The 13,457-nt window shown below is 57.8% G+C and carries 8 protein-coding genes and 2 pseudogenes; 1 reads left to right on the forward strand and 9 read right to left on the reverse strand.

All coding sequences use genetic code 11. The features are described from left to right. Positions 1 to 129: 129 nt before the first annotated feature. Positions 130 to 2,070, forward strand: coding sequence for a hypothetical protein (locus FBY31_RS08830; RefSeq protein ID WP_142039456.1), 1,941 nt, complete (start codon positions 130 to 132; stop codon positions 2,068 to 2,070). Positions 2,071 to 2,633: 563 nt separating this feature from the next. On the opposite strand, the pseudogene FBY31_RS08835 reads toward FBY31_RS08830, so the two are convergent. From FBY31_RS08835 to FBY31_RS08875, 9 genes and pseudogenes are all read right to left on the reverse strand, one after another. After that, positions 2,634 to 3,098, reverse strand: a pseudogene (locus FBY31_RS08835) (transposase); the annotation flags it as partial. 106 nt (positions 3,099 to 3,204) lie between these two features. Further along, positions 3,205 to 4,194, reverse strand: coding sequence for a tyrosine-type recombinase/integrase (locus FBY31_RS08840; RefSeq protein ID WP_142039459.1), 990 nt, complete (start codon positions 4,192 to 4,194; stop codon positions 3,205 to 3,207). Continuing rightward, the gene (locus FBY31_RS08845) at positions 4,191 to 5,132 is read right to left on the reverse strand and encodes a tyrosine-type recombinase/integrase (RefSeq protein ID WP_142039462.1); all 942 of its coding nucleotides are present in this window, start codon (positions 5,130 to 5,132) and stop codon (positions 4,191 to 4,193) included. The genes FBY31_RS08840 and FBY31_RS08845 overlap by 4 nt, the downstream gene beginning before the upstream one ends. Continuing rightward, positions 5,129 to 6,349, reverse strand: a complete 1,221-nt coding sequence (locus FBY31_RS08850) for a tyrosine-type recombinase/integrase (RefSeq protein WP_142039465.1) — start codon at positions 6,347 to 6,349, stop codon at positions 5,129 to 5,131. The genes FBY31_RS08845 and FBY31_RS08850 overlap by 4 nt, the downstream gene beginning before the upstream one ends. Before the next feature lie 132 nt (positions 6,350 to 6,481). Further along, positions 6,482 to 7,297, reverse strand: a pseudogene (locus FBY31_RS08855) (IS256 family transposase); the annotation flags it as partial. A 116-nt stretch (positions 7,298 to 7,413) separates the two neighbouring features. After that, a complete protein-coding gene (locus FBY31_RS08860) occupies positions 7,414 to 8,658 on the reverse strand; it encodes a Coenzyme F420 hydrogenase/dehydrogenase, beta subunit C-terminal domain (RefSeq protein WP_160142453.1) in 1,245 nt (414 codons plus the stop codon). A gap of 382 nt (positions 8,659 to 9,040) precedes the next feature. Next, the gene (locus tag FBY31_RS08865; protein ID WP_142039472.1) at positions 9,041 to 10,519 is read right to left on the reverse strand and encodes a polysaccharide biosynthesis tyrosine autokinase; all 1,479 of its coding nucleotides are present in this window, start codon (positions 10,517 to 10,519) and stop codon (positions 9,041 to 9,043) included. A 386-nt stretch (positions 10,520 to 10,905) separates the two neighbouring features. Continuing rightward, positions 10,906 to 12,165 carry a hypothetical protein gene (locus FBY31_RS08870; RefSeq protein ID WP_142039474.1) on the reverse strand — a complete coding sequence of 420 codons (1,260 nt, stop codon included), beginning with the start codon at positions 12,163 to 12,165 and terminating at the stop codon, positions 10,906 to 10,908. Positions 12,166 to 12,192: 27 nt separating this feature from the next. Next, entirely contained in the window at positions 12,193 to 13,437 is a 1,245-nt protein-coding gene (locus FBY31_RS08875; RefSeq protein WP_142039477.1) for a polysaccharide pyruvyl transferase family protein, read from the reverse strand. Positions 13,438 to 13,457 lie beyond the last annotated feature (20 nt).

The following is a 13,457-nucleotide window of genomic DNA, read 5'->3' on the forward strand; positions in this document are numbered from 1 at the left end:
TAAGTCGTGACTGTAACTTGTCACTTTAGGTCAACTGAGTAAGAGCTCCATCAGCCGAGTGCTCGCTCGCCCCAAAGACGCGTAACCTCCACTGTGGCCTGTGTCCAGTCCGAGAAATAGCGTCTACCCATGGCTAACGAGACTGGACGGCAAGACCCTCCGGGGCCCCAAGACGAGACCGATGTAAAGCGCCGGGGGCTCTTAAGACTGGGCACCCTAATTACAGCGTTCACGGGAGCTTCCGCAATTTCCGCGTTTGACGTTAGCAGCGCTCACGCCGGCCCCGGGGATAAGACAACTACCGCCTACGTGCCGGCCGCGGAAAAAGGTGCGGCGTCTGGCGTCGCAACTCTCGACCTTCAGTCAAAAATCCCCTCCGTTCAAATTCCTGACCTTTCCAATTCGTATGGTCCAAAGTCCGAAGACATGAGGGCGGCGTTCGCGGCGGGCAGTAATGGTAACCGCTACTCCCATTTTGGGGCGCCCCAGCACGAAGACGGCGCGGTCTACAAGTACCCCTCGCTCATCGTCTTCGGCTCCGTTGAACCGCCGCCGCCAGCCCTTGCGCCTGCAAGCAAAGGTTTTGATGTCGTCGCCCATTGGTATAACGACTTCGGGCTTGACTCCACGGCGCTAGCCACGGGATCGGCGAATGGCTGGTACGGGTGGTACGACTGGAATTGGAACTTCCCAACTAATACCGGAGACGGCGTAACAACAAAAGGCTATGATCCATCTCGCCACCCGATTCAAGGCTTCTACAAGGGGGATGATGCAAATGTGCTCGGTTGGCAGTGCCTCTGGATGGCGGAAGCGGGCATTAATGTCGTAAGCATTACTCAAGCGCCAGGATTCACAAGTGCCGGTTGGTCTTCCCCCCGCAGCATCAATCATTGGGTATATCAACTTTTCAATAACACCCCGAATTTCGCTGCCCTCCAGTACATGCTTTGGCTCAAGTACAACGGGACGCCGTCCGACATCGAGGCTCAGAATGATGAAGTGGTGGCAGCCTACGCCACTTATCCAGGAGCCTACTCATACAGTGAAGATGGCAAGACATATGCGGTCGTATACACATGGGACCTCGAACGGACTCGTGGCGTCTACGACGCATACATCGGACACACGGCCACCCTAACTTACCTCAAGACCTTGGCGGCCAAGTTCAGGACCATCGGCTACGACGGGATACTCCTGATGGCGCGCAATGGTGGCGTGATCACTTCGACTACCAGCATTCAACAGGATCTGCGTACCGGGGGTGTGATTGCCGTTTCCTCGGAATACAGCGCGCGCTATGGCTCGGACGCAAGTTATGGGAATTCCTATGCGACCTATGCCGAGAACGTGTCGTTTCCGACAGCAGGAATCGTCAACGTTGTTACGTCTGCCCGCTCGGCTGCTCCTCACCTCTCCGCGTTCAACCTCGTAGGCAACACCCCTGCTCTGTTCAAGAAGGTACTTCAAAAGGCTGTCGGCCACATCATTCGGAACAACATGCGCCGTATCGTGACAATCTACAACGTGTCCGAATGGGCCGAAGGAGGCTCTGGTCTCCTACCCAACAAAAAGGACGGCTTCGGCTATCTCGACGCGGTTCGTTCGCTACCGGTCGCACCCATCCCGAGGAGCACCACGTCGAGGCCTGGCACAATCCTTGGGATAACGAACTATCGACCGAGTACCGACGTAGTATTCGGCGCGACTGGGGCATCCCTGCAGGACGCTACCCCGGGAAATCTTTCAGTGACGTTTATTGCACCGGAAAGTGGCAGCATTCGGGTATGTATGTCCGGGGTCGGGTACTCCTCTACCGCTGACGAATCCGTACGTGTGTATTGGGCACTCCGAGAAGGAGGCAATGATGTCCCCGCCTCAACGACGCTTGTTACGTCCGGTACGGCCAAACGGCGGAGTTCAGCAGAGATCCGCATCACAGGGCTTGTCCCCAAGGGCGCCTATACATACAAGTGGACGATGAGGGCTGGAGACTCATCCCAGAGTGTCGCGCTGGCCCAGGGCCCAAACTTTGGCGCATCATCCATGGTGGTCATTGCTACTGACTAGGGAAAGCGAAGGAGGCCGTGCATTGGCGAACTGCCATATCTTATGACAATCGTTCCCACTGAGCTTGTGGATGCATTGCTGGCGTTTTGCCTCCATCGCCAGTATCGGTTCTGTCGCGTTGTAATGGTGTGGCAAGCTGCTGTAGGTAGCAGTGCAGTTGAAAGGCTGTGGAGCCGTGGCGGGCTCCACTACCGGGTCCATCAGGGGCCAATACTGCCTTGACGATTGCGAAGGCTGCGGCATCAACCACCTCAAACGCACTTGCCCGCGGCTACCGGAACCCAGCCAACTACAAATCGATTATTCTCATGAGAAGTGCCGCCTGGACGGCGGCATGACACTCATCCTGGATTCGCTTCCCCATGAACTGTAAAGAGCCTGCAAGGTCGAAGCCAACATTATCCGGAGCCCTCTTTTGGCTGTCATTGACGTGCCTGACGGATGCCGGAGGCCATATGGGCGACACGTTATCTGGCTCTTCGCGGTTCGTGGGGACGGAAATGGATCCCTGAAATGAGCGTCATACGGGACTATCTCATTAACGGTGTATCCGGCGGTTTCTTTTAGTAGCTTTCAGCTGCCGGGAATCGGTCGCTGAAAGTGATGGCGAAGGCGTTCAAAGCGGGCTTCCAACGCACGGCCCATCGGGTCTTGCCGGCACCGGTCGGATCGAGGGATCGGGTAACCAGATAGAGGCACTTTAGCGCAGCCTGCTCGGTGGGGAAATGACCCCGTGCCTTGACGGCGCGCCGGTACCTGGCGTTCAGGGATTCGATAGCGTTGGTCGAGCAGATCACGCGCCGGATTTCCACGTCGTAGTCCAGGAACGGGATGAACTCCTCCCACGCGTTCTCCCAAAGCCGCACGATCGCCCCGTATTTCCTGCCCCAGCGCTCCGTGAGCTCCTCAAACGCCGTTCTGGCCGCCGCAGCGTTCACGGCGGTGTAAATCGGCTTCACGTCCCGTTTGAGCGCGTCCCAGTCCTTCTTCGACGCCAGCCGGAAAGTGTTCCGGATCAGATGCACGTTATGCCGACATCGGCATAACGTGCATTATGCCGATGTCCGGATTATGCCGATGTGGCCGCGGGTTCCGTTTCGGGGCGGGGGTTTTGTGCTGGCGAGGTCGGCATAATCAGAGGGCTTCGAGCCAGGCGATGAGGCTTTCTGGGGGCTGGTATCGGCCTGCTCGTCCGTTGGGTGGTTTGGTTCTGTCCAGCGCCTTTTCCTTGAGTTCCAGATCCGCGTGCAGGTAGATCTGTGTAGTGTCGACGTTCTCGTGGCCGAGCCAGAGCGCGATCACGCTGGTGTCGACGCCGGCGTGCAGCAGTCGCATGGCACAGGTATGCCGGAGCACGTGTGCGGTGATCGTTCTGCCGTGTAGTGATGGGCAGGCGACGGCCGCTGTGCTGGCGTAGTGCGCGATCCGGTGCTCGATCGCGTCGCGGCTGAGTCTGGAGCCGCTTCGGGTCGGGAACAGCGGCTCCTTGGGATCGCCGTGTTGGCCGTCGAGCCAGTTGCGCAGGACGGTGACGGTGCTGCTGGTCAGCGGGGTGATCCGGTCTTTGCGTCCTTTGCCATGGCATGCGACGTGCGCGCCGGCGCCCAGGTGCACGTCAGTACTGGTGAGCCCGGTCAATTCGGAGATCCGTAGGCCGGTCTGAACTGCGAGGAGCAATAGTGCATGGTCGCGCCTGCCGGTCCAGGTGGTTTGGTCACAGGCAGCGAGAATCGCATCAACCTCGGCCTCGCTCAGGTACGTGATCAGGGCCCGGTCGAAGCGTTTTGGCGGGATCGCCAGCACGCGGGCGATGCTGGCGGCGTGCTCGGGGTGGGCCAGCGCGGCGTACCGGAACAGGGAGTGAATCGCGGCCAGGCGGGCGTTGCGGGTGCGGGTGCTGTTGCCCCGGTCGTGCTCGAGGTGATCGAGGAAGCTGGCGATCAATACTGCGTCGAGGTCGGAGAGGTCCAGCGCCGACGGTGTGAGCCCGGTTTGCGCTGAGGCGTAACCGAGCAACAGCCGCAGGGTGTCCCGGTAGGCGGCCACGGTGTGTCCGCTGGCATGCCGTTGCCGGATGAGACGGTCGGTGAAGAACGCCTGCAAAGTCGGGGCGAGTGCGGTCATGACCGGCCTGCTGACTGGTCGGCGAGGTATGCGTCGAGACGTTGCCCGGCGGCGGCCATGAGCTCCGGTGACGCAGACAGATACCAGTACGTGCTGGCCGGATTGACGTGCCCCAGCCAGGTGGACAGCAGCGTCAGCCGGGTCTGCCCGTCCTGGCCGGCGGCGTAGGCATCGAGCATCGACTGGACGGCGAAGGAGTGCCGCAGGTCGTGAATACGGGGTCGGCACGGCCCGGATCGCGCTCGAAGGCCGGCGTGATGAGCCAGTTGTTTGAAGGTGTGGTGGACATTGCAGTAGATCAGCCGGGTTCCCGCGGTGGACACGAACAGCGCCCGCGTCCCGGTTGCCGGGGCATCTCGATCGCGCAGCAGCTGGTATCGGTGCAGCGCGTCCACTGTGGTTGGGTGCAGCACCAGCGCTCTGGTCTTGCCGAACTTACCGAACCGCACCAGCATCCGCTGTGACGTGAGGTCGAGGTCGTCTCGGTTAAGTGCAATCGCCTCGCCGACGCGCATGCCGGTCACGGCCAGTAGACCGATCAACGTCGCGAACGTAGCCCGCCGCAACGGGGTGCGCAATATCGTTGTCGCGGTGAGCAGCGTCGAGATCTCAGCGTCGGAATACAAGTACGGGCTGGCTCGGTGCGGCCGTTGCGGCAGCATGTCCGGGGCCGGGACCTGGTGCACCGGATCAACGGCGTGAAGGTAGGTGGCGAAACCGCGCACCACCGAGAGCCGATAGGCGTGCCAGTTCGACTCCGCGTTGACAGGCAGCCGGGACCAGTCCAGTGCTGCCTCGGTCGTGACGACGTCCGTGCCGGACTGCTCGAGATGATCGAGGAACTGGCCGAGCAGTTTCTCCGGCCGGTCCAGCCGGTAACCGAGAGCACGGCGGAACCTCAGGTAGTCGGTCAACTCCTCGCGCAGAACCGGGCTCATGACACACCGCCGGCCTGGTTGAGGGGCCAAGGGCGGGCCAGTACGGACAGCCCCGCATGGTCAACCTTGGCGTAGATTGCCGTGGACATCGCTGACCGGTGCCGAAGGACTTGCCCGACTTCGGCCAGCGGCACGCCCCTTCGCAGCATCGCGGTCGCCGCGGTGTGCCGCAGCCGATGGGCGTGCATCTTGGGCAGCCCGGAGCGCTGGGCGCAATCGAACACGATCATCGTCACCCCACCGGTCGTCAACGCCCGGTGCGGGGCGTGAACACGCACGAACACACTGCGCCCCTGGGCATCGGCCGGCCTGCCTCGGCGAAGGTATGCCGCGATCGCACTGCCGATCTCATCCGGCAGCGGCAGTCGTTCAGCTCGGCTGCCTTTCCCGACGATCACGAGCTCGCCGCGGCGCCAATCGATGTCGTCCAACACGAGACTGGCGACCTCGTCAGCGCGCAGGCCCATCCGTGCCAGCAACAGCAACACCGCGAAGTCGCGTCGCCCGGTCGCGGTGCGCCGATCGCAGCCTGCCAGCAGCCGCCGCAGTTCGGCAGGCTCAAGCCCTTTCGGCAAGCCTGACAGGCGCCAACCAGCCACCGACGGCACCGCGGCGGCAAACGAGACCGGCACCTGACCGGTGACATGTAACCAGCCCAGCAGCGACCGCAACGCGCACACGATCAGCTTCGCCGACCCGACGGCCCGCCTAGAACAAGCAGTCAAAACGAACCCCGTGACATCGGCTGCAGTCAGGCTGGCAAGTTCGAGCACCTCACCGCGCAGGCGACCCACAACGAACGGCCGCACGCAGTCGACGTAGCCGCGCACCGTGCCCGCGGTCAGGCCCCGCTCACGAAGCAGCCAGACACGGTAGCGGGACAACAGCTCCTCCACCGGTCCGAGCGGAACATCCGGCGGAACAGGCACCACTCCCAGCCGAGTGAGGTAGTCCAGGAGCGGCCGCAAGGCCTTCACCGACCGGTATTCCCGATAACCGGCCGCACGGCGCTCAACCAGGTAGACCTCCAGGACCTGACCGCTCAGATCGCCAAGACTGACGCCCGCGGCCTGAATCCAGCGATCCAGATGGGCAATGAAACAGACGTGCTGCTCGGCCGAGGACCGCGAATACCCTTGTCTAAGCAGTTCCTCGGCGAACCCCTCAACGTGCGGTTCCAACGGCCCCCGCACGAACGACCGCAACACCTTGACCATGACGCTCTCCTCTCCAGAAACGGAAAGGCCAGCATGGATCAGCTCACCGGATTATGCCGACCTCGCCAGCACAAAACCCCCGCCCCGAAACGGAACCCGCGGCCACATCGGCATAATCCGGGCGTCGGCATAATGGATAATGCACGTCTGGACGGTCGTCAGCGGCCAGACGTTGGTGACGACTTCGGGCAGGCCCTTGAGCCCGTCGCAGACCAGGAAGAAGGTGTCCTTCACGCCGCGGTTCTTGATGTCGGTCAGCACGCTCATCCAGAACTTCGCACCTTCCCCGCCGGTCCCGGCCCAGAGTCCCAGGATGTCCTTCTCGCCCTCCAGGGTGACTCCGATCGCGGCGTAGACAGGCCGGTTGGCGACTTGCCCGTCCCGGACCTTGACGACAATGGCATCGATGAAGATCGCCGCGTAGACCTCGTCCAGCGGACGGTTCTGCCACGCGGCCATCTCCTCGAGCACCCGGTCGGTGATCCGCGAGACCGTCTCCTTCGACACGGACGCACCATAGATCTCGGCGAAGTGCGCGCTGATTTCTTCCGTGGTCAGGCCCTTGGCATAGAGCGAAAGGACCATCTCATCGACCCCCGTCAGGCGGCGCTGGCGCTTCTTGACGATGACCGGCTCGAACGTGCCTTCCCGGTCCCGCGGCACATCCACCTCCACCGGCCCTGTCGTCTCCGTCAACACCGTTTTCGGGCGCACTCCGTTGCGGGAATTGGCGGTCTGCTTCCCCGCAGTATCGTGCTTTTCATATCCGAGATGCTCGGTCATTTCCTCATCGAGCGCGGTCTCGATCACGGTCTTGGTCAACTGCTTGAGCAGACCATCGGGACCAGTCAGGGACAGGCCCTGTTCCTTCGCCATCCGAACCAGCTCGCGGGCAGCGTCAACCTCGGATGATTCTGTCTTCTTCTCAACGGTTTTCGTACTCGGCACAGCCTCAAGTGTTGCGGCCGTATCGGGCTCCTCCCCGCCAAGCTTACCGCCCGGCGTGTCGAGCCGGATACACCGTTATTTCCACAGTCCCCACATCAAGTCATAAACTTTGAACCCTACTTCAGCCCAAATTTCGCGGCCGCGCGCCGTAGCATCCGACTCACGCGGCCTATTGTCCGCCTGACGGACGGCTTAGAATCTATTGCGCGATATTCGGCCAGAAGCGGATCAATAGCGGACAAGAAATATGGCAGCGACCCTCGTTTCTTTGCCTCGCTAAAAAGGACGTGGCTTCTAGCTGAAATCTCACGGCGCTTTCTAATTATGGCAAGCCGGCGCTGGTCAACGCCTGCTAGTCCCGCAGCCACTCGCTTATTCGGCACCCATTTTCCAGCCGCCAGGTCATCCGCAAGCCGAACAGCAAGGCCAATGCGGCGGTGCCTGTAATTGCCATCCTGTGAGGTAGCAGCACGGGAAGGGGCGAGGGGAGAAATCTCGATTTGGCCCGATGATTTACCCTCAGACAATATACCTTCAATAATCGAATTCCGATTGACTATAACGTTCGTACCTCTCCAGTCCCCCTCAAACTCGGGCAACCAAGCATCGCCAAAGACGACGTCGGCAGTTTCCGCAAATATGTCGTCGCAATAGTTGCAGGCATTGAGTTGGAACATACCATGACCCCAGTTTCCGCCAATCAATGACGGAGTTGGTCGTGTAAGCATTTCATTCGAGCTACGGCTGACGGCACCAAAGTCGTACTGAGAAGCGCGGCGGTTCGGATTCTTAACCCGGAAGTCCACCGCCTTCAGTTCGTCAGGTGCCACCCCTGTTTGCCAAGCCAAGAGCTCAGCAAAGGCATCGGACTTCAGGTGTCCGCAAACTAGCCCCAGGAAAAATTTGAGCTGCGCACCAAGGTCAGGCATTTCGTCACTTAGAGAGCGGGCAGCTCTGACAAAACACGGCACTCCAATGAACGCATAGGTTTTGCCATCCCCTACGATCGAGATCAGGGCATCGGCAAAACTAGTCGAGTAGTAAAACGACTTCCGCTTTTCCCGGAGCTCCTCGACCGTATATGAAACAGAATATGCAAAAAGCGCGCTATCGCCTGGGCCTACGTGAATGACCCCATCGATTTCGCCACGCTCCATAAGCTGAATGGCCGTCCAGCTCGTCAATCCGCCTGAGCTGCTTTTGCGAGCATCTTCCGCCTGGCCAACCCGGCCGGCGTTGACGGACGTATATTTTCCTAAAATCACATCTTGATTCGCAACTTCACTGAATACCTCGTCAGCAATCTGGTCCTCATTCTTTGACTCTTTAGCCCATGGGCATACTCGAGATCCCTTTGCCAAATCAGATTCACTAACACCTTCGAGAGAAGCACGAAATGAGCCGTATCGCCCAATGGTGACTGGAATCGCACCGGACGTTGCTACGGAGCAAGCTCCACAGCCAACACACATACCTTCATTTACGACATGCGTTATTGTAGGTAACGACCCGCTCATTTCGAAGTTCCTAACATGATTGCGTTTCTAGTTTAGTGAAGATTCAAGGTTTTTTGGGCTCTGGGCAAATCAGTAGCTGGCTATTCAACTCCGTAACCGCGATATAGTCCTGAATTTCATTGCACGAAGATTAGCGACCATTTAGCTAAAGCGACTGCGCGCAAAGGCAAAAAGATATATAACGGAAACCTCGAGTGAGCGTTTGAACAAGTCAAACGTGTCTTGACTAATAGTCCACTCGATTGTGGGTCGGTCCGTCCAGCGTATCGTCAAAGTTTTCGACAGGATGGTGTATCAATGCCTCTGGGCGCCTGCTATGCCGTACACCATCCTCATTTCGGGCCTGGCCCTCTTCCCGCCCATATGAGTAATAATCATACGAGTATGCATCAGGGCCTTTCGACGGAAGCCGATTCAACACTACGCCCAGCAGAGTCGAGCCAACGAGTTCCAACGCGTCCAGGGACTTTTGGAGGTCTTGCCGACGAAGTTTCTGTGAACCAACCACCAGCACTACGCCGCCAACGTGCTGTGAGAGCACAGCTGCATCAGTAACCGGCAACAGGGGCGGCGCGTCGACAATTATCGTGTCGAAGACCTGTTCAAGCCGCTCAAGAAGATCCTTCATTTCTTCGGAGCCAAGAAGCTCACTTGGATTTGGTGGAATCTGACCGGAGGTCAGAACATACAAGTTATTTGCTCCCCAAGCTTGCAGTAGGTCATCAACATCGGCTCCTCCAACTAGCGCAGTAGTCAGACCCGCGCTGCGGTCAAGTCCTAAGTATTCGTTGACCATTGGACGTCGGAGATCCGCATCAATAATGCACACGGCCTGTCCAGCATCGGCAAGAGCAATGGCAAGATTAGCTGCTGTCGTACTTTTTCCCTCGCCTGGAAGCGACGAAGTCACCAGAACCGTCTTAGCGCGGCCTGAGACGTTTGCAAACTGAAGGTTAGTTCGGAGCTGACGGAAAGATTCCGCTCTTGGGCTCTGGGGCCCCGTCTGAGTGATAAGAGGAGTTTTTGAGGCCTGCGCGTCAAATCTTATGGCCCCAAGAAGGGGAGCGTCTGTAATCTTGCGAAGATCAAGTTCTCCACGAATTCGGTTGTCTAACGTGGCACGCAAAACAGTAATCAGCACTCCGAGAAAAACCCCGCCGATCAGGCCGACGAGGAGATTGGTGCTGGCGACTGGCGCTGACGGGCTTATAGGAGCTGTGGCAGGTGCGATCAACGAAAGCCTAATCGGCGATGCCCCACCGTTTGCCGGCTTTTCAAGAGCGTCGACTGTCCGAATCAAACTGTTCGCCGTTGACTCGGCGATCGCTGCCGCCTGAACTGGCGAACGGTCAGACACAGCGATAGTGATGAGAACCGTACTAGGTTCCGAGGTTGCCCGCACATTTTTTCCAAGCTGCGATGGCGATACCTCCAGCCCCAACGAGTCAATAACTGGCTGTAACACAGCCGGCGAATCCACTGTCTTCACATAGGACAGGACGCGCGACTGACTAAAGCTGTTCCCCTGCTGGAGTTCCTGAACAGATCCAGAATTTGATATGGCAACAAAAAGCCTTGTTTGCGCCGTGTATATCGCTGGCGTGACGATCGAGGCTGTGCCTCCAGCAAGCAATCCAAGTAGTGACGCTGCTGCAATCAGTATCCAATTACGGCGCAGGATTCGTAGATAATCACGTAAGTCCAAACCGGGGTCCCCCTGTGTCGATTGCGGAAGGGAGCACCGTGAGTCTCCACAAACGGCAATATCCGTGCGTTCATTTCCATCCTACCGTGAGAAGACAACGTCGACGTCATTTGAAGGCCCAGTTAGAACATTAGAACGCACGTCCTTGCCCTTTCGTCGCAGCCGAGACGCGGCGCACCAGCGCATTCTGTTGGAACTTTGATTGGGGCGCCGGCGAGGGTGCAGTTCTTGGGGTGACTTTGACCCGACGGAAGCGAGTCTCGTCGCAACGCCGCTGCCTAAGTCCAAGTAAGCCCGCTATCAGCTCATGCCTGCAGTCGCAACAACGAACCACAAGGAACGGGCCCTGAGCGCGAATGCTCTTCCCAGCGTCAGCCAAGGAGGAATCACATTTTTCTTGCGGGAAGAGACTCCGGCTTCTGCGACACGCGCGACTGACGCTTTAGCCATGCCCTCGCCCAGCAGGCCCCCCATGCACCGCGTAAAAGTTCACCGATGGCAAGGCCAATCTGGCTTCCGGCAACGCCCGCAGTAAGCGAGAAGAGAACTACTCCGCCGGCGGCTACTGGCAGAGCAATAATCTTACCCAACAGGGTGGTTTTCACCTGCCCTGCAGACTTCAAAATCAGATTCGGCCCAGCAGCCACACCTGCGGCTGCGGTCGCCAGCGCAACATACGGAAATACCGCCTTTGCGCCTTCCGCCGAATCGCCTAGGAGGAAGACCAAAACTTCGGCGGGAACGACAATAACCAGGGGAATCCACACGATTGTTATCAACACAGCGCTGATCGACATGACAAAGCCGATCTTGCCTACTGCGGCAAATCGTCTTTCAGCGATCAACCGATTCGATTCCGCAGCAACTGCGAGAAGCAACCCCCTAGTTAAGAGGAGAATGGGAAGTACCAGCATAGATGCCGCACGGATCTGCCCAGCGGCTACAGCGCCCAGGAGCAACGCTATGAAGTAGACAGACCCGGTAGATACAGCATTGGTTAAAGCATACTCACCGGCGAAAAATCGCGACTCTGCCCAAGCCAAGCCTCCCCATGCGCGGGCATTTCTGAATCTCAATTTCGGCTTCAGCATCAGCAGGCCGAAAACAGCCGAAACCCAGGCGGCCGCACCCCATGCAACCACAAACCAATTTATGTTATCGAGGAGCGTGGCGACGACTAGGAAGCCAACCGTGCCCACTAACGTAAGGCCGTCAAGCAAAGTTGCACCCTTGGTTCTACCGTGAGCCATCAAGACGAAACGTACATTGTCCTGAACCACGAGTCCCACCAGAGAGGCTGCAACCAATATCCACAAGGTCGAAGACGTAAGGAGGCCAACTCCCAGTGTAAGCAGCGCCACGACAATGGCGAGGAATATGCCGGCACTCAAGCATTCCCCCGACATTCGCTCGCGGTTCGCCCCGGTTGCTGATGAGTGCCTAAAAACTAGAACTTCGGACGTCATCGCGCGAATCATTCCGGTGACAAAAAAGGCAGTAGTAAGAGCTAGGGAAAATAGGCCGTACTCAGTTGCACTAACAGCTCTGGCAGTGAATATCGTGAGCGCCAGACTGATGGCACTCGCAAATATTTGGGATGACATACCCCAGAAAATTCGGGAAAGTCCATCAGATCTAAAATTCACTGTTCCTTCCTAAATAGCGACATCCGCTCAACTCAGGCCAACAAAGTTATGCTTCGAAGAAGAAATGATTCCAGGCAAGGCTTTTGCGATAGAATCGCGTGCAATTCCTGGTTCCTTCTCAAGTGATCGGATTATCTCGATCGCCTTTTTTCCTACATGCCGTTCAGGACTGATACAAAACTTCTCAAGGTTAACCAGTTTATAGAGGCCCTCCACCTTGCCCTGAGTTCCAAAGGTTATGGTGGGCACTGCTGCTGTCAAAGCCAGAACAGCGAGATGCATCCGCCCCGTGACCACTAGGTCCACCTGAGACACGAGACCCTTCACCTGTCCAGGCGTAAGGAGCTCCCGGACTTCATATATCGCATCCCCGAAGCCTCTGCAGGATGCGGATAGAGACCGAATGGCTTCAGAATCGTCATCCCCGGGTCTGATTACATGGGGGAGCAATATCACGCGGTAGTTCGATGCTACGAGAAACGCGATAATTTCATGGTAGTCCTGAGATAGATCGATCCGACGTGAAATCAAACCGCTCGCATTGAAAATGGCCACCTTGCGGCCTTTGCTTTTCTGCGTTCCGACCCATTGATCTATATGCGGAGAACTTTCGAGTGTACCGAAGGAGAAAACCGTGTCACTTACAGGCTGACTGCCTGTCACTCCATCGGCCTTCAGCCGACTCAGGCTCTCAGGGTCACGTGCAAATATTTGTGCACGATTATTGAGCCTCCGCATCCCAGCTTTTGCACTTCTCACAGCATTTGGGGACCAACTGAATCCGAGTATTCGGGAATTGACACCCATTGTGAGAGCGCAGTTGATGGAACTGATTCGGGCAATCGACTGCTCCGGGCTATATACACCATCCATAATGTCAGCACCAACAACTGAGTAGCTCTTTGCGCGCCGAAGTACTTTTATGAACCGGCGCGTGTCCGAAAGCCGAAGAACGGGAAGCCCGCTGACCAGTCGTTTTATTTCGTGGACTGCAACCCGATTTGCGTGTTCCTCGGGAATAGCAAGACTATTGGAATCAGAAGTAATGATAGTGAGTGGACCGTCAGCGTTCTGGATGAATGATTCCAACATTGCTTGGTCACCGATATTTCCACCTCCTGTTGCAGCCAATAAGACATGGTGGTCGCGCTCGGGGGATGGCCGCATGCTGGCCAGTAGCGCCAGCAGCGCGTCAAGCCGCCAAACAATTTCAAAATTAATATAGGAGGCACGCAGTGTCCTAACGATTTTCCGAATCAAATTTTCTCCCATTTTTCGTACCGCCCCACTTG

Origin of the sequence: Arthrobacter sp. SLBN-100 (assembly GCF_006715305.1) — a bacterium.
Taxonomy (GTDB): Bacteria; Actinomycetota; Actinomycetes; order Actinomycetales; family Micrococcaceae; genus Arthrobacter.